This is a genomic window from Pseudomonas sp. s4 (assembly GCF_046764235.1).
Taxonomy (GTDB): domain Bacteria; phylum Pseudomonadota; class Gammaproteobacteria; order Pseudomonadales; family Pseudomonadaceae; genus Aquipseudomonas; species Aquipseudomonas asiatica.
In genome coordinates this window covers 1,411,479-1,436,651 of record NZ_CP177209.1, presented here as the reverse complement: position 1 = coordinate 1,436,651, position 25,173 = coordinate 1,411,479, and the positions used below count along the sequence as shown (strand labels likewise).

Annotated in this window: 25 protein-coding genes; 12 read left to right on the top strand and 13 right to left on the bottom strand. The window is 64.0% G+C overall.

Annotated elements, in window-relative coordinates:
* The first annotated feature begins 136 nt into the window (after positions 1–136).
* On the top strand, positions 137–1,483 hold the full coding sequence (locus ACK56M_RS06750; protein WP_191471924.1) for a PQQ-dependent sugar dehydrogenase: 1,347 nt from the start codon (positions 137–139) through the stop codon (positions 1,481–1,483).
* Here ACK56M_RS06750 and ACK56M_RS06745 read toward each other — a convergent pair.
* The 5 genes from ACK56M_RS06745 to ACK56M_RS06725 all read right to left on the bottom strand — a co-directional run bounded on the left by ACK56M_RS06745 (position 1,449) and on the right by ACK56M_RS06725 (position 6,056).
* Positions 1,449–1,982, bottom strand: a complete 534-nt coding sequence (locus ACK56M_RS06745; protein ID WP_013971371.1) for a C40 family peptidase — start codon at positions 1,980–1,982, stop codon at positions 1,449–1,451. The genes ACK56M_RS06750 and ACK56M_RS06745 overlap by 35 nt on opposite strands.
* 139 nt (positions 1,983–2,121) lie before the next feature.
* Positions 2,122–2,775: a C40 family peptidase gene (locus ACK56M_RS06740; RefSeq protein ID WP_015269239.1), complete on the bottom strand. Its 654-nt coding sequence runs from the start codon at positions 2,773–2,775 to the stop codon at positions 2,122–2,124.
* A 125-nt stretch (positions 2,776–2,900) separates the two neighbouring features.
* Positions 2,901–3,608, bottom strand: coding sequence for a DnaA regulatory inactivator Hda (gene hda, locus ACK56M_RS06735; RefSeq protein WP_015269238.1), 708 nt, complete (start codon positions 3,606–3,608; stop codon positions 2,901–2,903).
* 294 nt (positions 3,609–3,902) lie between these two features.
* Positions 3,903–4,976 (bottom strand): AI-2E family transporter, encoded by a 1,074-nt coding sequence (locus ACK56M_RS06730; protein WP_015269237.1) that lies wholly within the window; start codon positions 4,974–4,976, stop codon positions 3,903–3,905.
* Positions 4,977–4,988: 12 nt separating this feature from the next.
* Positions 4,989–6,056, bottom strand: coding sequence for a DUF2066 domain-containing protein (locus tag ACK56M_RS06725; protein ID WP_191471925.1), 1,068 nt, complete (start codon positions 6,054–6,056; stop codon positions 4,989–4,991).
* Positions 6,057–6,673: 617 nt separating this feature from the next.
* Between ACK56M_RS06725 and purM the strand changes: the two genes are divergently transcribed.
* From purM to ACK56M_RS06705, 4 genes are all read left to right on the top strand, one after another.
* The gene (gene purM / locus ACK56M_RS06720; protein WP_013971366.1) at positions 6,674–7,732 is read left to right on the top strand and encodes a phosphoribosylformylglycinamidine cyclo-ligase; all 1,059 of its coding nucleotides are present in this window, start codon (positions 6,674–6,676) and stop codon (positions 7,730–7,732) included.
* Entirely contained in the window at positions 7,732–8,385 is a 654-nt protein-coding gene (gene purN / locus ACK56M_RS06715; RefSeq protein WP_015269235.1) for a phosphoribosylglycinamide formyltransferase, read from the top strand. The genes purM and purN overlap by 1 nt, the downstream gene beginning before the upstream one ends.
* 8 nt (positions 8,386–8,393) lie before the next feature.
* Positions 8,394–9,104: a DUF3108 domain-containing protein gene (locus ACK56M_RS06710; protein WP_015269234.1), complete on the top strand. Its 711-nt coding sequence runs from the start codon at positions 8,394–8,396 to the stop codon at positions 9,102–9,104.
* 237 nt (positions 9,105–9,341) lie between these two features.
* On the top strand, positions 9,342–9,524 hold the full coding sequence (locus tag ACK56M_RS06705) for a hypothetical protein (protein WP_015269233.1): 183 nt from the start codon (positions 9,342–9,344) through the stop codon (positions 9,522–9,524).
* Between the two features lie 45 nt (positions 9,525–9,569).
* Here the strand turns inward: ACK56M_RS06705 and ACK56M_RS06700 are convergent, their stop codons facing one another.
* The 7 genes from ACK56M_RS06700 to ACK56M_RS06670 form a co-directional block, all read right to left on the bottom strand.
* Positions 9,570–10,109 carry a DUF2058 domain-containing protein gene (locus ACK56M_RS06700; protein ID WP_013971362.1) on the bottom strand — a complete coding sequence of 180 codons (540 nt, stop codon included), beginning with the start codon at positions 10,107–10,109 and terminating at the stop codon, positions 9,570–9,572.
* Positions 10,110–10,135: 26 nt separating this feature from the next.
* Positions 10,136–10,969: a nucleoside triphosphate pyrophosphohydrolase gene (gene mazG / locus ACK56M_RS06695; RefSeq protein WP_015269232.1), complete on the bottom strand. Its 834-nt coding sequence runs from the start codon at positions 10,967–10,969 to the stop codon at positions 10,136–10,138.
* 145 nt (positions 10,970–11,114) lie between these two features.
* Complete coding sequence (gene relA, locus ACK56M_RS06690; protein WP_015269231.1) at positions 11,115–13,355, bottom strand: GTP diphosphokinase; 2,241 nt, start codon at positions 13,353–13,355, stop codon at positions 11,115–11,117.
* 96 nt (positions 13,356–13,451) lie between these two features.
* A complete protein-coding gene (gene rlmD, locus ACK56M_RS06685) occupies positions 13,452–14,810 on the bottom strand; it encodes a 23S rRNA (uracil(1939)-C(5))-methyltransferase RlmD (RefSeq protein WP_015269230.1) in 1,359 nt (452 codons plus the stop codon).
* Positions 14,811–15,710, bottom strand: a complete 900-nt coding sequence (cysM, locus tag ACK56M_RS06680; RefSeq protein WP_043936067.1) for a cysteine synthase CysM — start codon at positions 15,708–15,710, stop codon at positions 14,811–14,813.
* Between the two features lie 237 nt (positions 15,711–15,947).
* Positions 15,948–17,330 (bottom strand): sensor histidine kinase, encoded by a 1,383-nt coding sequence (locus ACK56M_RS06675; protein ID WP_015269228.1) that lies wholly within the window; start codon positions 17,328–17,330, stop codon positions 15,948–15,950.
* A 3-nt stretch (positions 17,331–17,333) separates the two neighbouring features.
* Positions 17,334–18,053, bottom strand: coding sequence for a response regulator transcription factor (locus ACK56M_RS06670; protein WP_411959310.1), 720 nt, complete (start codon positions 18,051–18,053; stop codon positions 17,334–17,336).
* 193 nt (positions 18,054–18,246) lie between these two features.
* Between ACK56M_RS06670 and ACK56M_RS06665 the strand changes: the two genes are divergently transcribed.
* The 4 genes from ACK56M_RS06665 (at position 18,247) to ACK56M_RS06650 (ending at position 23,031) form a co-directional block, all read left to right on the top strand.
* On the top strand, positions 18,247–21,003 hold the full coding sequence (locus ACK56M_RS06665; protein ID WP_015269226.1) for a response regulator: 2,757 nt from the start codon (positions 18,247–18,249) through the stop codon (positions 21,001–21,003).
* Between the two features lie 168 nt (positions 21,004–21,171).
* Positions 21,172–22,161: a 2-hydroxyacid dehydrogenase gene (locus tag ACK56M_RS06660; protein ID WP_054573182.1), complete on the top strand. Its 990-nt coding sequence runs from the start codon at positions 21,172–21,174 to the stop codon at positions 22,159–22,161.
* 31 nt (positions 22,162–22,192) lie between these two features.
* A complete protein-coding gene (locus tag ACK56M_RS06655; protein WP_004375491.1) occupies positions 22,193–22,630 on the top strand; it encodes a hypothetical protein in 438 nt (145 codons plus the stop codon).
* Positions 22,627–23,031: an META domain-containing protein gene (locus tag ACK56M_RS06650; RefSeq protein WP_004375489.1), complete on the top strand. Its 405-nt coding sequence runs from the start codon at positions 22,627–22,629 to the stop codon at positions 23,029–23,031. Before ACK56M_RS06655 ends, ACK56M_RS06650 begins: the two co-directional genes overlap by 4 nt.
* A gap of 117 nt (positions 23,032–23,148) precedes the next feature.
* Here the strand turns inward: ACK56M_RS06650 and ACK56M_RS06645 are convergent, their stop codons facing one another.
* Complete coding sequence (locus ACK56M_RS06645; protein ID WP_015269224.1) at positions 23,149–23,613, bottom strand: TlpA disulfide reductase family protein; 465 nt, start codon at positions 23,611–23,613, stop codon at positions 23,149–23,151.
* Positions 23,614–23,698: 85 nt separating this feature from the next.
* On the opposite strand from ACK56M_RS06645, the gene arsC reads away from it, so the two are divergent.
* From arsC to ACK56M_RS06630, 3 genes are read left to right on the top strand one after another with little or no spacing between them, the layout of a single operon-like run.
* Positions 23,699–24,052 (top strand): arsenate reductase (glutaredoxin), encoded by a 354-nt coding sequence (gene arsC, locus ACK56M_RS06640; protein WP_015269223.1) that lies wholly within the window; start codon positions 23,699–23,701, stop codon positions 24,050–24,052.
* Positions 24,049–24,654 (top strand): NAD(P)H:quinone oxidoreductase, encoded by a 606-nt coding sequence (gene wrbA / locus ACK56M_RS06635; protein WP_015269222.1) that lies wholly within the window; start codon positions 24,049–24,051, stop codon positions 24,652–24,654. The genes arsC and wrbA overlap by 4 nt, the downstream gene beginning before the upstream one ends.
* Positions 24,647–25,060: a DUF2069 domain-containing protein gene (locus tag ACK56M_RS06630; protein ID WP_015269221.1), complete on the top strand. Its 414-nt coding sequence runs from the start codon at positions 24,647–24,649 to the stop codon at positions 25,058–25,060. Before wrbA ends, ACK56M_RS06630 begins: the two co-directional genes overlap by 8 nt.
* The last annotated feature ends 113 nt before the right edge of the window (positions 25,061–25,173 follow it).

The window sequence follows — 25,173 nt, the reverse complement described above, 5'->3', positions numbered from 1 at the left end:
AAAAGCAAAAGCAAAAGCAACGGCAACGGCAACGGCAACGGCAACGGCAACGGCAACGGCAGTTGGATGGTTCCGGGAACCTGGCGAATGTCACCGACCTCTCAATTCATAGGCCCTGTTAGGAGGACGCCGCCCCATGAAACACCTGACGCCTTGGTTATTGGCCGCCAGCCTGACTGCCTGCGGCGAAACCGCCCTGCTGAATGTACTCGACGGCAGTGGCCCAACCCCCCAGCTGCCTGCTCCGGTCAAGACCACCCTCCCCACCGTGAATATCGCCCCGGCAGTGGGCTGGCCCAAGGACGCCAAGCCCGAGGCAGCACCAGGCACTCAGGTGAAAGCGTTCGCCAGCGGGCTCGACCACCCTCGCTGGCTATACCTGCTGCCCAACGGCGACGTCCTGGTGGCCGAAACCAATGCCCCGCCCAAGCCCGAAGATGGCAAGGGCCTGCGCGGCTGGGTCATGAAGAAGGTGATGAAGCGGGCAGGCGCAGGCGTACCCAGCGCAAACCGCATTACCCTGCTACGTGATGCCGACCACGACGGCGTGGCTGAAATCCGTACGACCTTCATCGAAGAGCTAAACTCACCGTTCGGCATGGCCCTGGTCGGCAAGGACCTCTACGTCGCCAACACCGACAGGTTGCTGCGCTTTCACTATGAGCCCGGTGCCATGCAAATTCGCAATGAAGGCCAGCCGGTAGTCGAGTTGCCAGGCGGGCCGCTCAACCACCACTGGACCAAGAACGTAATCGCCAGCCCTGATGGCAAGAAGCTTTTCGTGACGGTCGGCTCCAACAGCAACGTAGGCGAAAACGGCATGGACAAGGAACAGGGGCGCGCCGCGATCTGGGAAGTGGACCCCACCAGCGGCCAGCACCGCCTGTTCGCCACCGGCCTGCGCAACCCTAACGGCCTGGCCTGGGAGCCACACAGCGGTACGTTGTGGACGGCAGTCAACGAGCGTGACGAGATCGGTAGCGATCTGGTACCGGACTACATCACTTCCGTGAAGGACGGCGGTTTCTATGGCTGGCCCTATAGCTACTACGGCCGCCACGTGGACGAGCGCGTGCAACCGCCAGCGCCTGAAAAAGTAGCCCAGGCGCTGGTGCCCGACTACGCCGTAGGCCCACACACGGCATCGCTGGGGCTGGCATTCGCCGAACCGAACGGGCTACCACCGCCCTTCGAACAAGGGGCATTCGTGGGCCAGCACGGGTCGTGGAACCGCAAGCCACACAGCGGCTACAAGGTGATTTTCGTGCCTTTCGACCCGTCAGGAAAACCCTCGGGCAAGCCTGTGGACCTGCTTACCGGTTTTCTGGATGAGCATGGCAAGGCCCAAGGGCGCCCGGTCGGCGTAATCACCGACGGGCGTGGCGGCGTGCTGGTAGCCGATGATGTCGGCAATGTGGTCTGGCGGGTGAGCAAAACCCCGCCTGTCCTCAGGGGTTCTGCGCCAGATGCCCTTGCGGAATGACGCGCTTGGCCTGCAGGTAAGCCTTGGCCCAGTAGCTGTTGGACAGGTAGTCCAGGCGCACCGTGCCACCGCTGGAAGGTGCATGCACGAAGCGCCCTTCCCCCACATAAATGCCGGCATGGCTGACCTGCGAGCCGCCACTGGTGGCGAAGAACACCAGGTCACCGGACTGCAGCGACTTGGCATCCACGGTTGGCGCGCGCATGACGATCATCTCACGCGTCGAACGCGGCAGGCTTATGCCAGCAGCATCACGGTAGACGTACTTGATCAGGCCACTGCAATCGAAACCGGAGTCCGGCGTGTTGCCGCCCCAGCGATAAGGCGTGCCCACCAGGCCGATAGCACGCATCAGCACGTCATCGGCAATCGGCGAAGGGCTGGGCTGGCTATAGGTTACCTGCGGCTGTACCACAGGGGCCGGCGCAGGCGCACGGCTGGAGCAGGCAGCCAGCAAGGCTGCCAAGGAGAGAAATGCGAAGCGCGCCATCTTTACCATGGCCAGAACATCCTGTCTGAGTCCGCTGGGCCGCAGCCGAAAAGAATTGAGAATTTAGATTAGACGCTTTCTATAAATGCGCACGGCGGCGAGCTTTTTTCAAAGCATCGCCGCCGCGGCAGGATATATCATTTTGCTATCAGTTGCGCGCGATATTGGTGGTCGGCGCCATGGCCAAGGCACGCTTGGCTTCGATGAAGGTCTTGCTCCAGTAGCGGTCACCGAGGCTGTCGATGCGCACACCACCGCTGCGGCGGCTGCTGGAGTGAATGAACTGGTTGTCACCCAGGTAGATGCCAGCATGGCTGACGCGGCCGCGACCATTGGTGCTGAAGAACAGCAGGTCACCTGGCTTGAGCTTGTTGCGGGCCACTTTCGGGGCATCGACGTTGATCATTTCACGCGTGGAACGCGGCAGGGTCACACCCGCCTCTTCGCGGAACAGATAGCCGATGAAACCACTGCAGTCGAAGCCGGACTTCTCCGAGGTACCGCCGAAGCGATAGCGAGTGCCGATCAGCGACATGCCGCGCTCGAGAATGCTGTCAGCCAGAGCTGGCAACTGGTAAGGCTTGCTGCTGGAGAAGGTCTCCAGGTCATCTTCGGTAGCCAGCTCTTCCGGCTCGCCGAATACCGACGAGGAGGAGGCTTTGGCCTTGAAGGCCGATTGTGCGGCGATCGGGGAGTGATCCTGGGACTGCAGCTCTGAATGAGAAGCTGGGCCTTGGGCCGCGCAGCCAAAAAGCAGGGTCACGAGTGCGAGTGGCACGAGGGGTGCGAAGCGCTTCAGCATGGGCACGACCGTGTCTGTAATCCTTTAGAAGGGTGAAACTATGCCCTCTATCATGGCCATTTGCAAATTTTATCGAAAAAGATGTGACTTTTTCGTTTTGCCGCTCTGGCCCAGCGTTTTCGGGGTTACCAGCCCAGGGTTTCTTTGAGGAAAGGGATGGTGAGCTTGCGCTGTGCCTGCAACGAGGCCTGATCGAGGCGTTCCAGCAGGTCGAACAACGCGCTCATGCTGCGTGCGCCGCGGGTGAGGATGAAGTGGCCGACTTCGTCGGTAAGGTGCAGGCCACGGCGCGAAGCACGCAGTTGCAGGGCACGCAGCTTGTCTTCGTCGGACAGGCCGCGCATCTGGAACACCAGGGCCAGGGTCAGCCGCGACTTCAGGTCCGGCAGCTTGATCGGCAGTTCGCGCGGCGACGCCGAGGCAGCCAGCAGCAGGCGCCGGCCGCTGTCACGCAGGCGGTTGAACAGGTGGAACATGGCCTCTTCCCAGTCAGCCTTGCCGGCGATCACGTGCAGGTCGTCGATGCACACCAGTTCGTACTGGGCCAGGTAGTCAAGCAGTTCTACGCCACGATCGAGCAATTGCGCCAGCGGCAGGTAGACGGCTGGTTCGCCGCGTTGCTGAAAGCGGTGGGTGGCGGCCTGTAGCAGGTGGGTCCGGCCAACACCCTGCTTGCCCCACAGGTAGATAAGGCTCTCGGTCCAGCCGGCGTCGGCTTCGCATAGCCGCTCGACGTAGCCCAATGCCGCAGCATTGGCGCCCGGATAGTAGTTGATGAAGGTGGCGTCATCGCGCAGGCGCACACCCAGGGGCAACTGGATCGGTGGTTTCATGCTCGCGGGCGGTCGACAGGACCGCAGGGGGCCTTTGGTGAACAATGTGCAAAGTCTATACCCGCAGCGCGGGGCGCACAATCACGGCAGCGGATAGCACAAGTAAAATCAATGAGTTGCGCTTTTTTTGGCTATTTTGGGGCTGCTTTGCAACCCTTCACGGGCTTGTCCGCTCCCACAGGGGGCGCGTAAATCATGGGCTCAGCGACACATCTGTGGGAGCGGGCAAGCCCGCGAAGGGCCGCAACGCGGCCCCAATTTTCTTAACTGGCCGGCATTAAGGCGGCCCTGGGATCACAACTCCGGGTCGATATCCCCGGCATACATGTCCGATTCCTTGTACAAGTCATGCACATGCCGCAGCAGCACCATGATCACCGCCGCCACCGGCAGCGCCAGCAACACCCCGGTAAAGCCGAACAGCTCACCGCCGGCCAGGATCGCGAAAATCACCGCAACCGGGTGCAGGCCAATGCGGTCACCGACCAGCAGCGGAGTCAGCACCATGCCTTCCAGCGCCTGGCCGACCATGAACACTGCGACGATACCCAGCATCGGGTACAGGTCGCCGCCAAACTGGAACAGGCCAGCCACCAAGGCCGCGCCGATGCCGATGATGAAACCCATGTACGGCACGATGGCAGCCAACCCGGCGAGCATGCCGATCAATAACCCCAGTTCCAGCCCCACCAGCATCAGCCCGGCCGAATAGATGATGCCCAGGGCCACCATCACCATCAATTGCCCGCGCACGAACGCCCCCAGCACCTCATGGCATTCGCCTGCAAGGCCCATCACTTGCGGCTCACGCTGGCGCGGCAGCAGGCCGCGCAGCTTGGCCATCATCAGGTCCCAGTCGCGCAGCAGATAGAAACCCACCACCGGGATCAGCACCATGTTGGCCAGCCAGGCCATCAGCGCCAGGCTCGAGGCAGTGGCATGGGACAGCAGCACACCGACGATATCGGTGGTCTGGCCCATGTGCGTGCCGATGGCGGCCTTGATCTTGTCGAACTTCCAGAAGCCGTCAGCCAGGCCCAGCCGGCTCTGCACCCAGGGCAGCGCCACGTGCTCGAGCCAGTCGAGCATCTGCGGCGCCAGTTCGTACAGGCGCACCAGCTGTTTGGCCAGCAGCGGCACCAGAACCAGCAGCAAGGCCAGCAACAGCAAGGTGAACAGGCCGAACACCACCACCACGCCCCAGGTGCGCGACAGCCCCAGGCGCTCCAGGCGGTCGACCAGCGGGTCGGCCAGATAGGCCAGCAGCACGCCGACCAGGAACGGGGTAAGAATGTTGTGCAGGCTGTAAAGCAGCACGGCGACCAGCAGGGCAACGCCCAGCCAGATCCAACGACGTACGTCGGTCACGGTGTGCTCCCCTTACCAGCGAAAACGCAAACCGTCGAACGGCTTGGGTGCTGGCTGGGCCGGCACTGGTTGCCCGGCCCCGGCAGCGTCTGCCGGAGCTGGAGGGGGCTGCACAGCGGGCGCCTGCTCTACCGGTACTTCCTGCAGCTTGGCCAGGCCAAGCTGGGCACGCAACTGTTCGCGGTTGGCAGTCACGCCGTAGGTCAGGGTGCTGCCTTCGGCCATTTGCAGCCGCGGGCCGTAGGGTTCGAGCACGCGGGCCAGTTCGGCGTAGCGCTGCAGGTTCATCCCCTGCACTTGCACCTGCAACTGGCTGCTGGCCCCCGGGCGGGTGACGTAGCGCGGCGCCAGGCGGCTGCTGAGCGCCAGCATCACGGCGTCGGCCAGCGCTGCCGGGTCGGCACCTTCGGCAGTGCCTTGTTCACGCTGGTCGCCCAGCCAAAGCTGCCATTTGCCCTGCCATTTGCCGTCGGCTTCCCGGGCATGCACCGCCAGCAAGGCATCGGCGCCGTAGCGCCCTGAGGCTTCGCGCAGCGCCGCAGGGTCACTGCCTTCGATCTGCTCGGCATTGGCCACCAGTTGCTCCTGCAGGTCGGCCAGCGGCAGGCGCAACGGCAGGCCACGGTGCTGGGCGGCACGACGCAGGGGTTGGGCGCTGGCCTGGCCGTCACCTACCAGGTTGCTGCCTTCGACACTGTCGTTCAGCCACCATCCGAGGATCGAGGGGCGGTTGCTGCCCCACAAGGCCAGGCCGGCCTTGCGCAAGGCCCGCTCGGTACTGCCAGGGTCGAACTCGACCAGCACCGATTCGGGTGGCCCGGCTTCGCTGGCGACCTGGTTGATGATTTGCTGCGGGTCCTTGCGCAAAGCGGCCAATGCCAGGCTTTGCGCCGCCTTGGGGTCGCCGGTCAGGCGCGTTACCAGGGTATCGAGAGCCTGGATGGTAGCCGCGGCACGGGCTTCGGCGCCCTGCCCTGTGACCGGCTCGCGCACCTGGTAAAGGCCGGTGACATTTTCAGCCTGGGCACTGGCCGAGATCAGGGCCAGACAACCGGCTGCCAGAATATTGAAGAGACGCATGGAGGATTCCTGTCCATTTACCGCAATGCCTATACCTTATACACGGGGGCGAAAGGTAACCAGTCGCGAGGATGAAAGATTGGTTGCGGAGATTGCCTGGGAAATGTGATGGGTCTGACAGGTGCTCGCCGCAACAGGTTCAGCGCCTGCGCGTGCATGGCGCGGCCCTTGTGGCGCCTGCGAGATCGAGCGCCGCCCGCGCGGCGCTTCGCGGGACAAGCCCGCTCCCACATCTGTTTCGGGCCAATTATTTCTGAGGCAGAGGCGCGCGGCCCCTTGGCGTCCACCTCGATATTGCGTCGGGCAAACAAGGCGGTCGTGTGCAATGGCACAGGCGTTACTGGCCCGAAACAAATGTGGGAGCGGGCTTGTCCCGCGAAGCGCCGCGCGGGCGGCGCTCGATCTCACAGGCTCCACACCTCTCGTGTCGTACACCCCCAACTTTTTACCTATTTTCATGCCCTGCCCGTCGGCCTGAGGATGGCCGCTGCCCGGCAACCCTGATAAAATCGCGCGCCTTCACAGACCACTGACGTTTCAGGCAGCCGCCGCTTACCAGCCGGCCTTGGCCGTCATGGTCGTTTTTAAGAATCCCTCCCTCCTAAAGGCCTGGATCAATGAGCAAGCAACCCTCCCTGAGCTACAAGGACGCCGGTGTAGACATCGACGCCGGCGAAGCACTGGTCGAACGCATCAAGGGCGTGGCAAAACGCACCGCACGCCCTGAAGTCATGGGTGGCCTGGGCGGCTTCGGCGCCCTCTGCGAGATCCCGGCCGGCTACAAGCAGCCGGTGCTGGTCTCCGGCACCGACGGCGTCGGCACCAAGCTGCGCCTGGCACTGAACCTGAACAAGCACGACAGCATCGGCCAGGACCTGGTCGCCATGTGCGTCAACGACCTGGTCGTGTGCGGCGCCGAGCCGCTGTTCTTCCTCGACTACTATGCCACCGGCAAACTGAACGTCGACGTGGCCGCCACCGTGGTCACCGGCATCGGTGCCGGTTGCGAACTGGCCGGCTGCTCGCTGGTCGGTGGTGAAACCGCCGAAATGCCTGGCATGTACGAAGGCGAAGACTACGACCTGGCCGGCTTCTGCGTCGGCGTGGTGGAAAAGGCCGAGATCATCGACGGCTCCAAGGTTGCCACCGGCGACGCACTGATCGCCCTGCCGTCCTCGGGCCCGCACTCCAACGGCTACTCGCTGATCCGCAAGATCCTCGAAGTGTCCGCCACCGACATCGAGAACACCCAGCTGGACGGCAAGCCGCTGACCGACCTGCTGATGGCGCCGACCCGCATCTACGTCAAGCCGCTGCTGCAACTGATCAAGAACACCGGCGCGGTCAAGGCCATGGCCCACATCACCGGTGGCGGCCTGCTGGACAACATCCCGCGCGTACTGCCGGCCAACGCCCAGGCGGTCATCGACGTGGCCAGCTGGCAGCGCCCGGCGGTGTTCGACTTCCTGCAGGAAAAAGGCAACGTCGACGAGCATGAAATGCACCGCGTGCTGAACTGCGGCGTCGGCATGGTCATCTGCGTGGCCCAGGACCAGGTAGAAGCAGCCCTGAACGAACTGCGCGCCGCTGGCGAGCAGCCATGGGTGATCGGCCACATCGCCGAAGCCGCCGAAGGCGCTGCCCAGGTCGAGCTGCAAAACCTCAAGGCACACTGATGCCAAGCAAGACCTGCAATGTAGTGGTACTGCTGTCGGGCTCCGGCAGCAACCTGCAAGCCCTGATCGACAGCTGCCAAGGCCAGGACAGCCCGGTGCGCATCCGTGCGGTGGTTTCCAACCGCGCCGATGCCTACGGCCTGCAACGCGCCGCGGCGGCCGGCATCGACAGCGTCGTGCTCGAGCACACCCAGTTCGACGGCCGTGAAGCCTTCGATGCCGCGCTCATGGCGCGCATCGACGGTTTCGCCCCGGACCTGGTGGTGCTGGCCGGTTTCATGCGCATCCTCAGTGGCGACTTCGTGCGCCACTACCAGGGCCGCCTGCTCAACATCCACCCGTCGCTGCTGCCCAAATACAAGGGCCTTCATACCCACCGTCGGGCGCTGGAGGCAGGCGACGCCGAGCACGGCTGCAGCGTACACTTCGTGACTGAGGAACTCGATGGCGGCCCACTGGTCGTACAGGCTGTGGTACCGGTGGCGCCTGACGACACCGTCGAAAGCCTGGCCCAGCGGGTACACCGCCAGGAACACCTGATTTACCCGCTGGCGGTGCGCTGGTTCGCCGAAGGGCGCTTGCGCCTTGGCGAACAGGGTGCATTACTGGATGGCCAGCCCCTGGCGGCCAGCGGTCACTTGATTCGATCCTAGGAGAATTTATGCGTCGCGCCCTGCTCTTGGCTCTCGCCGTGCTCGCCCTGCCCCTCCAGGCAGCTGATCTGAAGCCTTTCTCGGCCAGCTATACCGCAGACTGGAAGCAACTGCCCATGAGCGGCACCGCCGAGCGCAGCCTGGTCAAGAATGCCAACGGTACCTGGGACCTTAATTTCAAGGCTTCCATGATGATCGCCAGCCTGACCGAGCAAAGCACCCTCCGCATGGACAACGACACCCTGCTGCCACAGAAGTACCACTTCGAGCGTGGTGGCCTGGGCAAGGCCAAGAAGGTTGACCTGACTTTCGACTGGAACAGCAAAAAGGTCACCGGCAGCGACCGTGGCGATGCCATCAACCTGCCGCTGAACCGTGGCGTGCTGGACAAGTCGTCCTATCAGCTGGCCCTGCAACATGACGTGGCCGCCGGCAAGAAGAGCATGACCTATCAGGTGGTTGACGGTGACGAGATCGACACCTACGACTTCCGCGTGCTGGGCACCGAAAAGGTCACTACCAAGACTGGCCAGGTCGATGCGGTGAAGGTCGAGCGCGTGCGCGACCCAAGCCAGAGCAAGCGCATCACCGAGCTGTGGTTCGCAAAGAACTGGGACTACCTGCTGGTGCAACTGCGCCAGGTCGAGACCGATGGCAAGGAATACGTGATCGTGCTGCAGGACGGCACGGTCGATGGCAAGCCGGTGAAGGGCAACTGAGCCAGCGCTGCCAGCAGCACCCGAAGCCCCGCCTTGTGCGGGGCTTTTTTCTGCCTGCCTTGCAGCGACGCCTGTAGGAGCGGCCTTGTGTCGCTCCTACAAAAGCGCACCTGCCGACCCAAACGCTGATCATGAAACTTGTTTCATGCCGGTTTTATTTACTTAGCCTGCTAACAAACTCTATAAAGAGGCTGTGCGACACAGTGTCGCAGCCAACTGAAGCAGTGGAGTTTAACGATGACAGTCCAAGTAACCGAACGCGACGAATCGAAAATATCCCACGAAGGCCTGGCCGCTGGTGTGCGGATCTGGGATGTGCACCAACAGGGCCAACTGGTGGGGATGTTCCACAACGAACACGAAGCACACCAGTACCGCGCAGAGCTGGAAACTTTGGAGAACCAGCGCGCCACGCAATGACCCATCTTCAAATGAAAAACCCCGCCAAGGCGGGGTTTTTCGTGGTTACCACATCAGATCATCAGGGATCTTGTAGGCCGCGTACGGGTCGTCCTCGTCCGCTTCCTCGACATGGGTGTTCAGCAGCAGGACACGGCCAGGATCGCGTTCCTGGATCTTCAATGCCGCCTCACGAGGGATCACCTCGTAGCCGCCGGCAAACGACACCACGGCCAGCGCACCATTGCTCAGCTTGGTCCGCATCAGGGCATTGACGGCAATGCGCTTGACCTTCTTGTCGTCGACGAAATTGTAGTAGTCCTCGGTGCTCAGCTTCGGCAGGCGAGTCGCTTCGATCAACTGCTTGATCTGCGCGGCGCGGGCCTTCTGCTCGGCTTTTTCCTGCTGCTGGCGGTTCAGTTCCTGGTCACGCTTGGCTTTCTCGGCCATGGCTTCCTTGGCCATGCGCTGCTGGCTGTCGTCCACCTCGACCTGGCCTTTGTGCTCCAGGCGTTTCTGTTTCTTCTCGGCTTTGTTGGCCTGGGAAACCTGTTTCTGGTTGACCAGACCGGCTTTGAGCAGTTGGTCGCGAAGGGAAAGGCTCATGAATGTTCACTCACTTATGCAACAGCTCAGCCGCAGCTGGGCAGGTTCTTTTCCTGACGTTTGGCTTCACCCCAAAGGGCATCCAGTTCATCAAGGTTACAATCTTCGATGGGGCGGCCACTGTCGCGCAATGCCTGTTCGATGAAGCGGAAACGCCGCTCGAACTTGCGATTGGCACGGCGCAGGGCGTGTTCCGGATCATGCTTGAGGTGGCGGGCCAGGTTGACGGCGGCAAACAACAGGTCGCCGATTTCATCCTCGAGCGCATCGGCATCGCCGTCGGCCATGGCCTGCAGTACTTCGTCCAGCTCTTCGCGCACCTTGTCCAGCACCGGCAATGCCGCAGGCCAGTCGAAACCGACCGTGGCCGCGCGCTTTTGCAGTTTGGCTGCCCGCGACAACGCCGGCAATGCCGCTGGTACGTCGTCGAGCAACGACAGCTGTTCGGGCTGGCTCTTTTCCGCGCGCTCTTCAGCCTTGATTTCTTCCCAGCGTGACTTGACCTGGGCCTCGTCCAGGCTGGGGGTGTCCACCGGCGCATACAGCTCGCCGGTGGGGAATACATGCGGGTGACGGCGAATGAGCTTGCGGGTGATGCTGTCGACCACGCCGTCGAACTCGAAACGCCCCTCCTCGCGGGCCAGCTGGCTGTAGTAGACCACCTGGAACAGCAAGTCGCCCAGCTCACCTTGCAGGTGCTCGAAGTCGCCGCGCTCGATGGTGTCGGCAACCTCGTAGGCCTCTTCGATGGTGTGCGGGACGATGCTCGCGTAGTTCTGCTTCAGGTCCCATGGGCAGCCGTACTGCGGGTCGCGCAGGCGGGCCATGAGGTGCAGCAGGTCTTCGAGGGTGTAGGTCATGGTCAGCTATTCCTCGGCGGGGGCTTTGCCCCCGATCGACGGCAAGCAAGCTCCCACCGGTATTGCACAGGACTTGAGGCCTGCGGAGTACCGGTGGGAGCTGGCTTGCCGGCGATGGGCCGCACAGCGGCCCCAATCCAGATTATCAAGGTGTACGATTACGCCGCGTCTCGATGATGTTGGGCAACTGCGAGATCCGCCCCAGCAGGCGCCCCAGCGCATCCAGGCCTGGAATCTCGATGGTCAGCGACATCAGCGCGGTGTTGTCTTCCTTGTTCGAGCGGGTGTTCACCGCCAGCACGTTGATCTTTTCGTTCAGCAGCACTTGCGACACATCGCGCAGCAAGCCCGGGCGGTCGTAGGCACGGATGACGATGTCGACCGGGTAGGTCTGCACCGGGATCGGCCCCCAGCTTACCTGGATCATGCGCTCCGGTTCCTTGCCCGCCAACTGCAGCACCGAAGCGCAGTCCTGGCGGTGGATGCTCACACCGCGGCCCTGAGTGATGTAGCCGACGATGGCGTCGCCCGGCAGCGGCTGGCAGCAGCCGGCCATCTGCGTCAGCAGGTTGCCGACACCCTGGATCTGGATGTCGCCACGCTTGCCGGTACGCGGCCCGGTAGGCTTGCGCGGTACCAGTTCGATCTGCTCGATGCGCTCGGGCTCAAGCAGCTGCTGGGCGGCGTTGACCAGGTGCGCCAGGCGCAGGTCGCCGGCACCGAGCGAGGCGAACATGTCCTCGGCGGTCTTGACGTTGGTCTTCTCGGCCAGGCGCTCGAAATCCACCTGCGGCAGGCCCAGGCGGCTGAGCTCGCGTTCGAGCAAGGTCTTGCCGGCAGCGACGTTCTGGTCGCGTGCCTGCAGCTTGAACCAGTGCACGATCTTGGCCCGCGCCCGCGAGGTAGTGACGTAGCCCAGGTTGGAGTTCAACCAGTCACGGCTAGGATTGCCGTGCTTGCTGGTAATGATCTCGACCTGCTCGCCGGTCTGCAGGCTGTAGTTGAGCGGCACGATGCGCCCGTTGATCTTGGCGCCGCGGCAGTTGTGGCCGATTTCGGTGTGCACGCGGTAGGCGAAGTCCAGCGGCGTGGCACCCTTTGGCAAGTCGATGGCGTGGCCGTCCGGGGTAAACACATAGACCCGGTCCGGCTCGATGTCGACCCGCAGCTGCTCGGCCAGGCCACCGATGTCGCCCAGCTCTTCGTGCCACTCCAGCACCTGGCGCAGCCAGGAGATCTTCTCTTCGTAATGGTTGGAACTGGACTTGACGTCGGTGCCCTTGTAGCGCCAGTGGGCACATACCCCAAGCTCGGCTTCCTCGTGCATGCCGTGGGTACGGATCTGCACTTCCAGCACCTTGCCCTCGGGGCCGATCACCGCGGTGTGCAGCGAGCGATAGCCGTTCTCCTTGGGGTTGGCGATGTAATCGTCGAACTCCTTGGGGATATGCCGCCACAGGGTATGCACGATGCCCAACGCGGTGTAGCAGTCGCGAATTTCCGGCACCAGCACGCGTACCGCGCGCACGTCGTAGATCTGGCTGAATTCCAGGCCTTTGCGCTGCATCTTGCGCCAGATCGAATAGATATGTTTCGCCCGGCCGCTGATGTCGGCCTTGACGCCAGTGGCCAGCAGCTCGTTCTGCAGCTGGTTCATAACCTCGCTGATGAACCGCTCGCGGTCCAACCGGCGCTCGTGCAGCAGCTTGGCGATCTGTTTGTACTGGTCGGGTTCGAGGTAGCGGAAGGAAAGGTCTTCCAACTCCCACTTGATGTGGCCGATACCCAGGCGGTGCGCCAGCGGCGCATAGATATCGAACACCTCGCGCGCGACACGCAGGCGTTTCTCGTCGTCGGCGGCCTTGACCGCACGGATCGCGCAGGTGCGCTCGGCCAGCTTGATGAGCGCCACGCGCACGTCGTCGACCATGGCCACGAGCATCTTGCGCAGGTTCTCGACCTGCGCCTGCGAGCCCAGCACCAGCGATTGGCGCGGGCTGAGGCTGGCGCTGATGGCGGCCATGCGCAGCACACCGTCGATCAGCTTGGACACTACCGGGCCAAAGCGCTGGCTGACCTCGGCCAGGGTCACTTTGCCCTCGCGTACCGAGCGGTAGATGACCGCCGCCACCAGGGAATCCTGGTCGAGCTTGAGGTCGGCTAGGATTTCCGCGATCTCAAGGCCCGCCTGGAAGCTGGACGTACCGTCCGCCCAGGAATGCTTGGCCGGGTTGCCCTTTTTCTCGACTTCATGGGCAAACTCGCAGGCCTCTTTCAGCGCTGCGCGATCCAGTGCCGAATCGACGCTTACCACATGGTCCAACCATGCTTCGAGATTGATACTGCCGTCGGTGTTGACCGGCTGGTGCACTCTCACCTGTACCATCTTTGTTTTACCTTTCCATACAGCACACCACACGGGTGCGCTGGCGATCACCGTGCGGCCACCATTCCATGAAAGCCGCACCAAGGGGCCAGTCAGCTAGCCCGCTTCGAATAACGCCATGGCCTCGACATGCGCCGTCTGAGGAAACATGTCGAGAATCCCGGCCCTTTTTAACCGGTACCCCTGGCCGACCAGCACCTGCGCGTCTCGCGCCAGCGTGGCCGGGTTGCACGATACATAGACCAGCCTTCTGGCCTTGAGGCGGGCGATGCCTTGCACCACCTCGAAAGCACCGTCGCGCGGTGGATCCAAGAGTACCGCAGAAAAGCCCTCGGCGGCCCATCCGGCACCCGCCAAAGGCTGCGATAAATCGGCCTGAAAAAACCGTGCGTTATGCACATTGTTGTTCCGGGCATTGGCCGCGGCCCGATCGACCATGGCCTGCACTCCTTCCACTGCCACTACCTCGCGCGCCTGCCGGGCCAGTGGCAGGGCGAAGTTGCCCAGGCCGCAGAACAGGTCCAGCACACGCTCGTCGGCCTGCGGTGCGAGCCAGGCCAGGGCCTGCTCTATCATCGCCGTGTTGACCTGGGCATTCACCTGCACGAAGTCACCTGGGCGCCAGGCCAGTTCCAGCTGCCAGGGCGCCAAGGCAAAGCCCAACTGCGCGGCCGGGTCCACTGGCGCCGGCTCCCCTTCGCCCTGCAGCCACAACTGGGCATTGGCCTGTTCGCAGAACGCCTGCAGCCTGGCCAGGTCTTCAGCGGGCAACGGCGCGACATGGCGCACCAGCAGCGCCTCGGCAGTACCGCTGAACAGTTCTACATGGCCCAGCGCCTGCGGCTTGCTCAGCGAGCGCAGCACGGTCGGTAAATGGCGCAGAATCGACTGCAAGGGCTGTACCAGCACCGCGCAATCGTCGATGGCAATGACGTCCTGGCTGGCTTCGGCGCGGAAGCCGACCTCCAGTTGCCGCGCCTTTATGTCCCAGCGCACGGCCACGCGGGCGCGACGCCGGTAGCCGAACTCCGGCCCGCTCAGCGGTGCGGCCCATTCCTCGGGCTGCACGCCGGCCACCCGCTGCAGCTGCTCTGCCAGGGTGCGCTGCTTGAGCGCCAACTGCGCTTCGTGCGGCAGGTGCTGCAGGTTGCAGCCTCCGCAACGCTCGTAATACCGGCACGGTGCCTGACGGCGTTCGGTGCTGGCCTGCAGCAGGCGCTCCAGGCGGGCCTCGACCACTTTGCCACGGGCATTGAGCACCCGCGCCTCAACGGCCTCACCGGCCAGGGCGCCGCTGACGAACCAGGTGCGCCCTTCGTGGAAGGCAATGCCCCGGCCGTCACCGGCCAGGCGCTCGATTTCCAGGCGCTGCTTCTTGCCCACCGGGACCTGGGGGCTGCGGTTGCCGCCGGCCGGCTGGAAGCGCAGGCCGCTGTTGCTTTTCTTCTTGGACATTTAGCTCGGGTCGAACAGGCCGGTGGACAGGTAACGGTCGCCGCGGTCGCAGATGATCGCGACCATCGTGGCATTCTCCACCTCGCGGGACAGGCGCAGCATGGCCGCGACTGCACCACCGGAAGACACGCCGCAGAAAATGCCCTCTTCACGGGCAAGGCGGCGGGTGGTTTCCTCTGCTTCCTGCTGCGACATGTCGACCACGCGGTCGACACGGCTGGCGTCGAAGATTTTCGGCAGGTATTCCTCGGGCCAGCGGCGGATGCCCGGAATTGCCGAGCCTTCCATTGGTTGCAGGCCGATGATCTGCACCGCCGGGTTTTGTTCCTTGAGGTACTGCGAGCAGCCCATGATGGTACCGGTGGTACCCATGGAGCTGATGAAATGAGTGATGGTGCCTTGGGTCTGCTGCCAGATCTCGGGGCCGGTGCTGTTGTAGTGGGCGATGGGGTTGTCGCCGTTGGCGAACTGGTCCAGCACCAGGCCGCGGCCTTCGGCCTGCAGCTTCTCGGCCAGGTCACGGGCGCCCTCCATGCCCTCTTCCTTGGTCACCAGGATCAGCTCGGCGCCGTAGGCGGTCATGGCGGCCTTGCGTTCGGCGGTGGAGTTGTCGGGCATGATCAGGATCATCTTGTAGCCCTTGATCGCCGCAGCCATCGCCAGGGCGATGCCGGTGTTGCCGGAGGTGGCTTCGATCAGGGTATCGCCGGGCTTGATCTGGCCGCGCAGTTCGGCGCGGGTGATCATCGACAGTGCCGGGCGGTCCTTCACCGAGCCGGCGGGATTGTTACCTTCGAGCTTGAGCAGGAGGGTGTTGCTGGTTTCGCCAGCAATACGCTGCAGGCGAACCAGGGGCGTATTGCCGACGCAATCGGCGATGGTTGGGTACTGCAAGGTCATGGCGTATTTCACAATCCGGACGGCAGGGGTGCCTATCATACCGGCAAACCCTTCCTGGCCATATCACGCAATCTGTGATGAATATAGCTACAAGCTATATATCGGCGTGTATTGCGTGTACGGCCTTTGTAGGAGCGGCCTTGTGTCGCGATGGGGCGCGCAGCGGCCCCGGCAATATATGCGGCGAAGCTGAAACCTTGGGGCCGCTGCGCGCCCCATCGCGACACAAGGCCGCTCCTACAGGGACCGCGTTAAACTCAAGCGCTGTGGTGAGGCCGGCACATGTAATGGCAAGCGCATCCACAACCGCAGCCCATACTTGCCATTCTGCGCCCACAAGGTGCCACCCTGGCGCTGGATGGCACTGCGGGCGATGCTCAGCCCCAGGCCGAAACCACCATCCCCGGGCCGCGAACCGTCCAGCCGTGAGAACGGTGCAAAGATCCGCTCCAGGTCTTCTTCAGCCACGCCACCGCCTTCGTCTTCCAGCCACAACCGCCAATACCCGCCTTCACGCTGCCCACCGAGGCGCACCACACCCTCGGCCGGCGAGTGACGAATGGCATTGCGCAACATGTTCTCCAGCGCCTGGGCCAGGTAGTTCAGGTTGCCCTGCACCCAGCAGTCCGCCGGCACTTCGCAGCGCAGCCGCGCCGGGGCCCAGCCGCTTTCGTAACTGGCATTCTCGGCCAGCAGCTCCCACAGCGCCTGCACCTCGATCGGCTCAAGGTTCATCGGCGCACGGTCGGCGTCCTGCCAGGCCAGTTGCAGGGTATCCTCGACCAGCTGCTGCATGCAGTCCACCTCCCGTGCCAGGCGTTCACGCAGGCGCTGCAGGTCGGTTTCACCATCGCAGGCCACCCGCAGCCGGCTGAGTGGCGTACGCATTTCGTGAGACAGATCACGCAGCAACTGCTGCTGCATGGCTACCGTGCCCTGCAGCCGCTCGGCCATCTGGTCGAAGGCACGGGCCAGTTCACCCAGCTCGTCATGCCGGGCGATGGTGCGTGAGTCGAGGCGAGCCGACAACTGGTCGGCGCGCCAGGCATTGGCCTGCTCGCGCAATTGGTTCAACGGCACGATCAGCATGCGATAAAGGCCAACGCACAACAGCAGGGTGAACAGACCCGGGATGATGCCGTTGGTGATGATACGCCACAGCATCCGGTACTGGCCGGGGTTGAAGCGCTGCGGCAGTTCGATCACCAACATGCCCTGCTCCGGTGCCCCCGGGAACGGTATGCGCAACCACGGCTGGTCGACGCTGCGCCGGCTCATCGGCCAGTCGACACCGCGCAGGCGGGTCAACCGCTGCATGATCTGCGGGTCGAGGCTGGCGCTGTCGAGCGGCCGCAGGTTCAGGTCGAGCACGCCGACCCAGCCGCGTTCGCGCTGGTGCATCGTCGCCACCCAGCGGTCCAGCCCTGCCCGCCCACCACTGCGCCATGCCTGCTCGGCCTCGGCGGCATAGCCACGCAAAGCCTGCCGCGCCGGCTCCGAAAGGAAGGCGTTCTGGGTCTCCATGTGCCGCCCCCAGGTGTAACTGAGGCCGATCATCAGCAGGCAGAAGCCCACCAGCAGGATCGCCAGCTTCCAGAACAGCGAATGGCGGTCGAGCATGGGTTACTCCGCCTCGCTGGCGCTGAGCACGTAGCCCTTGCCCCACACGGTACGGATCTGCCGTTCGTGATAGCCGATGCCCTTGAGCTTGCGGCGTATCTGGCTGACGTGCATGTCCAGGCTGCGGTCATGCCGCGAATAGCCTCGCTGCAGTACTTGCTGGTAAAGGAATGGCTTGCTCAGCACTTCGTCGAGGTTGCGGTTGAGAATGTCGAGCAGGCGGTATTCGCTGGGTGTCAGGCCGGCCAGGCGGCCATCCAGGCGCACGTCGCACAGCGCCTCGTCGTATTGCAACTCGCCACTGCCGTCCTGCACCTGCGGGGTTTGATGGCGCCGCTCGAGGACCACACGGCGCAGGATAGCCTCGATGCGCACCCGCAGCTCTGCCATGCTGAACGGCTTGGGCAGGTAGTCGTCGGCACCACGCTGGAAGCCGCTGATGCGGTCGGCTTCGGCACCTAGCGCCGACATCAGGATCACCGGCGTGGCGCTGCGCTTGCGCAACTGCGCCAGGGCATCCAGGCCGTTTAGCCCGGGCAGCAGGATGTCCATGAGCACCACGTCGAAAGCATGGCGCCCCGCCGTTTCCAGGCCCTCCAGGCCATTGCGGCACCAGGTCACCTGGAAGCCGCCGCGCTGCAGCTCTTCGTGCAGATAGGCACCGAGGACCGGATCATCCTCGATGGCGAGGATATTGGAGTTGTGAATAGCTACAGGATTCATTGGCAACTGCCATGCATTCTCAATTGCGTGATTATTGAGTATCCAGCGCCTGCCAGGCAACCGCCCTGCGACCAATGCCGCTGCAAGGGCACAAAACACGTACTAAAGAGGTGCAATAGCACGGCAGGCGGAGTAACTTCCCGGCTTGGCCGTCATCGCTTGACGGTGTCCAGGCACATGACAGGAGGCAAGTGTGCTCGATCGCTTGGGAATTCGCAGCCGGGTCCTGCTGCTGGCCCTGCTGCCGGCCGGCCTGATGGCATTGGTGCTGGGTAGCTACTTCACCTGGCTGCAACAGAACGACCTGCGCACCCAGCTGCTGCAACGCGGCAAGATGATCGCCGAGCAACTGGCGCCGTTGGCCGCGCCCGCCATGGCCAAGCTGGCACCGGCACAACTTGAGCGCATTGCCGCACAAACACTGGAGCAGGCCGATGTGCGCGCAGTCGCCTTCCTGGCCCCGGACCGCACGCGCCTGGCCCATGCCGGCCCGAGCATGCTAAACCAGCCGCCCAGCGGCGGCACCGGCACCCAACTGCTGCAACGCAGCGGCAATGACGCCACCCGCTATCTGATGCCAGTGTTCGGCCACCACCGCGACCTGGCCACCGATGCCGTGCCGACCGAAGCCGAACGCCTGCTGGGCTGGGTCGAGATCGAGCTGTCCCACGACGGCACCCTGCTGCGCGGCTACCGCAACCTGTTCACCAGCCTGTTGCTGATTCTCGCCTGCCTGGTGCTCAGCGGCCTGCTGGCACTGCGCATGAGCCGCACCATCAACGACCCGATCAAGCGCATCAAGCATGCGGTCAACCAGCTCAAGGACGGCCACCTCGAGGAGCGCCTGCCGGCCATGGGCAGCCACGAGCTTGACGAGCTGGCGCGCGGCATCAACCGTATGGCCGAAACCTTGCACAACGCCCACGAAGAGCTGCAGCACAGCATCGACCAGGCCACCGAGGACGTACGCCAGAACCTGGAAACCATCGAGATCCAGAACATCGAGCTGGACATGGCGCGCAAGGAAGCCTTGGAGGCCAGCCGCATCAAGTCGGAATTCCTGGCCAACATGAGCCACGAAATCCGCACCCCGCTCAACGGCATCCTCGGTTTCACCCACCTGCTGCAAAAAAGCGAGCTGACACCGCGCCAGCTCGACTACCTGAGCACCATCGAGAAGTCTGCCGACAACCTGCTCGGGATCATCAACGAGATCCTCGACTTCTCCAAGATCGAGGCCGGCAAGCTGGTGCTCGACAGCATCCCCTTCAACCTGCGCGACCTGATCCAGGACACCCTGACCATCCTCGCCCCGGCCGCCCACGCCAAGCAGCTGGAACTGCTCAGCCTGATCTACCGCGATACCCCGTCGTCGCTGATCGGCGACCCGTTGCGGCTCAAGCAGATCCTTACCAACCTGGTCAGCAACGCAATCAAGTTCACCCGCGAGGGCACCATCGTCGTACGCGCCATGCTCGAAGATGAGCACGAGGACAGTGCGCAGCTGCGCATCAGCGTGCAGGACACCGGCATCGGCTTGTCGCCGCAGGATGTGCGTACGCTGTTCCAGGCCTTCAGCCAGGCCGACAACTCGCTGGCCCGCCAGCCTGGCGGCACCGGCCTGGGGCTGGTGATTTCCAAGCGCCTGATCGAACAGATGGGCGGCGAAATCGGCGTCGACAGCACCCCGGGCGAGGGCTCGCAGTTCTGGATCAGCCTCAACCTGCCCAAGGCCCACGATGGTGTCGAGGAGCTGCCGCTGCAACCGCTGCTGGGCCGCCGCGCAGCCATCGTCGATGGCCACGAACTGGCGCGCCAGGCGTTGGAGCACCAGCTGGAAGACTGCGGCCTCAGCGTCAGCCTGTTCGCCTCCTTCGACCAACTGCTGCAGGGCGTGCAAGCCGCCAGCCAGGCCGGCCTGCCGTTCGAGTTCGCCGTGCTCGGGGCCAACCTTGGCAACCTGTCGCCCGAGCAGTTGGGCCATTACCATCAGCAGCTCGAGCGCTACCATTGCCAGTGCGTGGTGCTGTGCCCGACCACCGAGCAGGCGCTGTACCACCCGTACCTGCCCAACGGCCATGGCCAGTTGCTGTCCAAGCCGACCTGCACGCGCAAACTGCGCCGCCTGTTGCTGGAACTGGTACAACCACGCCGCCCGCAGGGCGAGGTGAACAGCATCAACGGCCAGCGTCAGCCGAAGATCCTCTGCGTCGACGACAACCCCGCCAACCTGCTGCTGGTGCAGACCCTGCTCGAAGACCTGGGCGCCGAGGTGCTGGCCGTCGACAACGGCTATGCGGCAGTACAGGCGGTACAGGACGAACCGTTCGACCTGGTGCTGATGGACGTGCAGATGCCCGGCATGGACGGCCGCGCCTGTACCGAGCAGATCCGCCTGTGGGAAAACACCCAAAGTGGCAACCCGTTGCCGATCGTCGCCCTCACCGCCCACGCCATGGCCAACGAGAAACGCGCGTTGCTGCACGGAGGCATGGACGACTACCTGACCAAGCCGATCAGCGAACGGCAGCTGGCCCAGGTGGTAATGAAATGGACCGGCCTGAGCCTGGGTGCGCCAGAGCAGGAACGCCTGGCCGAGCAACTGGCCAACGGTGATGACCTGAAGGTGCTGGACCCTGAGGAAGGCCTGCGCCTGGCCGCCGGCAAAGCGGACCTGGCGGCCGATATGCTGAGCATGCTGCTGAGCTCGCTGGAAGCCGACCGCGAAGCCATACGTGCCGCCCGCGAGGCCGACGACCGCAACCGCCTGATCGAACAGGTGCACCGCCTGAACGGCGCCTCGCGTTATTGCGGCGTACCGCAGTTGCGGGCCGCGTGCCAGCGCAGCGAAACCTTGCTCAAGCAGGAAAACCCGCTGGCACAACTGGCACTGGACGAACTGGATGCGGCGATCAACCGCCTGGCGGCGCAGGCCAGATTGAGCGCCTGACCTCACCGGCCCTATCGCCGGCAAGCCAGCTCCCACAGGAAATCACTGCTCTTGAAGGCTGTGTTGTACCTGTGGGAGCTGGCTTGCCGGCGATAGGGCCGGTCCAGGTCAACACCCCTTTCAACCCGCTGGCTACAATCCCCAGACCACTGCAAAGGAAGCCCCACCATGCGCGCCCTGTTGTTCAGCAGCCAGCACTACGACCAGGAAAGCTTCACCCGTGCCGCCAGCGGCACCACCCTGGACCTGCACTTCCAGCCCGCCCGCCTGACCCTCGACACCGCTGCCCTGGCCGATGGCTACGAGGTGGTCTGCGCCTTCATCAATGACGAGCTCGACGCCCAGGTGCTGCAGCGCCTGGCCGCAGGCGGCACGCGCCTGGTCGCCCTGCGCTCGGCCGGCTACAACCATGTCGACCTGGCCGCCGCCCAGCGCCTGGGCCTGACCGTAGTGCGAGTGCCGGCCTACTCGCCGCACGCCGTGGCCGAACACGCCGTGGCGCTGATCCTGGCCCTGAACCGGCGCCTGCACCGGGCCTACAACCGCACCCGCGAGGGTGACTTCACCCTGCACGGGCTGACCGGCTTCGACCTGCACGGCAAGACCGTCGGCGTGGTCGGTACCGGCCAGATCGGCACAGCCTTTGCTCGCATCATGGCTGGTTTCGGCTGCCAGTTACTGGCTTATGACCCCTACCCCAACCCCGAGTTGCTGGCCTTGGGCGCGCGCTACCTGCCATTGCCCGAGTTGCTGCGCGAATCCCGCGTCATCAGCCTGCACTGCCCGTTGACCGAGCACACCCGGCACCTGATCAATGCACAAAGCCTGGCCCAGTTGCAGCCCGGCGCCATGTTGATCAACACCGGCCGCGGGGCGCTGGTCGACACCCCGGCGCTTATTGATGCGCTGAAGAGCGGCCAGCTCGGCTACCTCGGCCTGGACGTATACGAAGAAGAAGCCCAGCTGTTCTTCGAGGACCGCTCCGACCTGCCGCTGCAGGACGACGTGCTGGCCCGTCTGCTGACCTTCCCCAACGTGATCATCACTGCCCACCAGGCGTTCCTTACCCGCGAGGCACTGGATGCCATCGCCGCGACCACGCTGGACAACATCAACCGCTGGGCGGCAGGCAATCCACAGAATCTGGTGATGGGTTAGTGCTAGGATACGCGGCATTTCTGGAGGACCCATGGTCGAGCACGATTTCCGCTACACCCTTTTCAACCCGCAACATACCCTGATCGAGTGCCGCGCCCTGGTGCCGGGCCGCTACCAGGTCACCGGCAACGGCGGCTCGATGCACAAAGGCGACACCCTGCTGGTCACCCTCAAGGGCAGCAAGGACTTGTCCATGCGCCTGACAGTGGAGAGCGTGCGCCACCTGATCAACCCGCGCGGCCAGTGGGTTGCCGTGGCCAGCGGCCCGGTGTTCAACGAGCTGGAAATCCTCACCTGGCAGGTCGCGTGCGACAGCTGCGACGCCGTGCTGGACTTCGAGTTCGCGGTGGACGCCAAGCTGGGCAAGAAAGCCCGCCAGCCTGCCGCCAGCGCGCGCGTTGCCGAGCTGGGCTGGGCCAGCCGTGGCGAAAAACACTTGTGCCCGCGTTGCCAGGAGAGCGCCGAGTGAAAAATCTGCTGACCGGCGTGCTGATTGCCACCGGCCTGCTCGGCTGCGCCGCAGAACCTTCCAAGCTGCAGCAGGAGCGCAGCTATGTGCTGGAGTGGATTGGCGAACGGCCGCTGATCGACTACAGCCACCTGACCCTGACCTTGGCCAGCGATGGCCGTGCCTATGGCAATGGCGGCTGCAACCACTGGTTCGCGCCATACACACTGGACGGCGAGCACCTCAGCTTCGGCAAGGTCGGCAAGACCCGTAAGCTCTGTGCGCCGGCGTTGATGGAACAGGAAAAACGCTTCCTGCAGGCGCTGGAAACAGTGCAGCGCTGGGATGTGTCGCCTATCGAGCAGATGCGTTTCTGGCCGGCCGAAGGCAAGCCGCTGCGCTTCTGGCCTGAGGAAGGCTGAATATTGCCGGGGCCGCTTTGCGGCCCATCGCGGCACAAGGCCGCTCCTACATGGGATGCGATCTCCTCTAGGAGCGGCCTTGTGTCGCGATGGGCTGCAAAGCAGCCCCAAAATGCATCAGGCGCCCTTCAGCGCCTTGATCTTGGCCTGCAGCCCTTCCAGGGTCTGCTCGCCCATAAGTTGCTCCCGCACCTTGCCCTTGTCATCGATGATGTAGGTCACCGGCAATGCCTCGCTACGTGGCAGGTCATAGCGCTCGGCCGGGTCCTGCGCCAATACGGTGAAAGCGATCCCCAGGGTTTCGGCAGCCTGCTTCAGCTCCTGCCCTTGCAAGCCATCGAAGTTCACCCCCACCACCTTGATACCATCGGCCGCCCACTGCTTGGCTGCCGCGTTCAGTTCAGGGATTTCGGTACGGCACGGCCCGCACCATTCGGCCCAGTAGTTGAGCACCAGCCAGTGCCCGTCGATCTGTTCGGCCTTAACCGTATTACCGTGTTGGTCCACGCCATAATCGGCACCGCAACCACCGAGCAACAGGCTCGCGGTGATGGCCAGTACTGCTGCCAGACGCCTTGCCATGGGTCAATCCTTCTCGAGTTTTAAAGCAAATTGGTCAGTCGCTGCGGTTAGAATAGCCGCCACACCCTGCTGGATGCGACCCGACATGACCGACCTCACGCTCTATCATAACCCGCGCTGCTCGAAATCCCGCGGCGCCCTGGAACTGCTCGAAGCTCGCGGCTTGGCGCCGACCATCGTGCGCTACCTCGAGAACCCGCCCGACGCGGCCACCCTGACGGCTCTGCTCGGCAAGCTGGGCATCGCCCCGCGCCAGCTGCTTCGTACCGGCGAGGACGAGTACAAGGAGCTGAACCTGGCCGACCCGTCGCTTACCGACGCGCAACTGATCGACGCCATGGCCCGGCACCCCAAGCTGATCGAGCGGCCGATCTTCATCGCTGGCGACAAGGCCGTGGTCGGCCGACCACCCGAGAAAGTACTGGAGATCCTGCCGTGAGCGAGCCCTACATCCTGGTGCTGTATTACAGCCGCCATGGTTCGACCAGCGAGATGGCCCGGCACATCGCCCGCGGCATCGAGCTGGCCGGCATGGAAGCCCGCCTGCGCACGGTACCGGCGATTTCCACCGAGTGCGAAGCAGTGGCCCCGGACATCCCGGCCAACGGTGCGCTGTACGCCACACTGGACGACCTGCGCCACTGCGCCGGCCTGGTACTGGGCAGCCCGACCCGCTTCGGCAACATGGCGGCGCCGCTCAAGTACTTCCTGGATGGCACCAGCAGCCTGTGGCTGGGCGGTGAACTGGTCGGCAAGCCGGCAGGCGTGTTCACCTCTACCGCCAGCCTGCACGGCGGGCAGGAAACCACTCTGCTGTCGATGATGCTGCCGCTGATGCACCACGGCATGCTGGTGATGGGCCTGCCGTACAGCGAATCGGCATTGCTCGAAACCCGTGGCGGCGGCACCCCGTATGGCGCCAGCCATCATGCTGGTGCCGATGGCAAGCGCGAGCTCGACCAGCACGAGATAGCCCTGTGCCGCGCCCTTGGCCAACGCCTGGCGACCACTGCAAAGGCCCTGGAGGCTGCACGTGGCTAAGAAGCCCAAGGTATTGCCGCCGCTTGAGTGGCTGGCGCCTCGCCTGCGCCTGACGCGGGCGCTGAGCCTGGCATTCTTCTTCGGCCTGATCGCCCTGCTGGTGGCGAACAACCTGTGGTTCGCCAACCTGCACGGGGCGCGGGTCGAGGTGATCCTGGCGATCGAACTGGTGCCGTTGCTGCTGTTGCTGCCGGGCATGCTGACAGGCAGCGCCCGGGCACATGCCTGGACCTGCTTCGTGGTGAATATCTATTTCATCAAGGGCGTGCTGGCGGCGTTCGACCCGGCGCGTGCGGTATTTGGCTGGGTTGAAGTACTGGTGAGCCTGGGGCTGTTCATTGCCGGGCTGCTGTATGTGCGCTGGAAGTTCCAGCACGAGCGGCGCATGGCAGGCGAAGGCAGTTGATATCCGGGGGCCGCTTTGCGGCCCAATCGCCGGCAAGCCAGCTCCCACAGGTACAGCGCAAGGCTTGAGACCTGTGCTGTACCTGTGGGAGCTGGCTTGCCGGCGATTGGGCT

Excerpts from the sequence above, each read along its gene's own strand:
- ACK56M_RS06655 (WP_004375491.1), top strand. The coding sequence starts at position 22,193 with ATGGTCGAGCACGATTTCCGCTACACCCTTTTCAACCCGCAACATACC.
- cysM (WP_043936067.1), bottom strand. The coding sequence starts at position 15,710 with ATGACCTTGCAGTACCCAACCATCGCCGATTGCGTCGGCAATACGCCC.
- ACK56M_RS06705 (WP_015269233.1), top strand. The coding sequence starts at position 9,342 with ATGACAGTCCAAGTAACCGAACGCGACGAATCGAAAATATCCCACGAA.
- ACK56M_RS06645 (WP_015269224.1), bottom strand. The coding sequence starts at position 23,613 with ATGGCAAGGCGTCTGGCAGCAGTACTGGCCATCACCGCGAGCCTGTTG.
- relA (WP_015269231.1), bottom strand. The coding sequence starts at position 13,355 with ATGGTACAGGTGAGAGTGCACCAGCCGGTCAACACCGACGGCAGTATC.
- ACK56M_RS06725 (WP_191471925.1), bottom strand. The coding sequence starts at position 6,056 with ATGCGTCTCTTCAATATTCTGGCAGCCGGTTGTCTGGCCCTGATCTCG.
- ACK56M_RS06710 (WP_015269234.1), top strand. The coding sequence starts at position 8,394 with ATGCGTCGCGCCCTGCTCTTGGCTCTCGCCGTGCTCGCCCTGCCCCTC.
- ACK56M_RS06660 (WP_054573182.1), top strand. The coding sequence starts at position 21,172 with ATGCGCGCCCTGTTGTTCAGCAGCCAGCACTACGACCAGGAAAGCTTC.
- rlmD (WP_015269230.1), bottom strand. The coding sequence starts at position 14,810 with ATGTCCAAGAAGAAAAGCAACAGCGGCCTGCGCTTCCAGCCGGCCGGC.
- ACK56M_RS06700 (WP_013971362.1), bottom strand. The coding sequence starts at position 10,109 with ATGAGCCTTTCCCTTCGCGACCAACTGCTCAAAGCCGGTCTGGTCAAC.
- hda (WP_015269238.1), bottom strand. The coding sequence starts at position 3,608 with ATGAAACCACCGATCCAGTTGCCCCTGGGTGTGCGCCTGCGCGATGAC.
- arsC (WP_015269223.1), top strand. The coding sequence starts at position 23,699 with ATGACCGACCTCACGCTCTATCATAACCCGCGCTGCTCGAAATCCCGC.
- ACK56M_RS06675 (WP_015269228.1), bottom strand. The coding sequence starts at position 17,330 with ATGCTCGACCGCCATTCGCTGTTCTGGAAGCTGGCGATCCTGCTGGTG.
- purM (WP_013971366.1), top strand. The coding sequence starts at position 6,674 with ATGAGCAAGCAACCCTCCCTGAGCTACAAGGACGCCGGTGTAGACATC.
- ACK56M_RS06750 (WP_191471924.1), top strand. The coding sequence starts at position 137 with ATGAAACACCTGACGCCTTGGTTATTGGCCGCCAGCCTGACTGCCTGC.
- ACK56M_RS06670 (WP_411959310.1), bottom strand. The coding sequence starts at position 18,053 with ATGAATCCTGTAGCTATTCACAACTCCAATATCCTCGCCATCGAGGAT.
- mazG (WP_015269232.1), bottom strand. The coding sequence starts at position 10,969 with ATGACCTACACCCTCGAAGACCTGCTGCACCTCATGGCCCGCCTGCGC.
- ACK56M_RS06740 (WP_015269239.1), bottom strand. The coding sequence starts at position 2,775 with ATGCTGAAGCGCTTCGCACCCCTCGTGCCACTCGCACTCGTGACCCTG.
- ACK56M_RS06745 (WP_013971371.1), bottom strand. The coding sequence starts at position 1,982 with ATGGTAAAGATGGCGCGCTTCGCATTTCTCTCCTTGGCAGCCTTGCTG.
- purN (WP_015269235.1), top strand. The coding sequence starts at position 7,732 with ATGCCAAGCAAGACCTGCAATGTAGTGGTACTGCTGTCGGGCTCCGGC.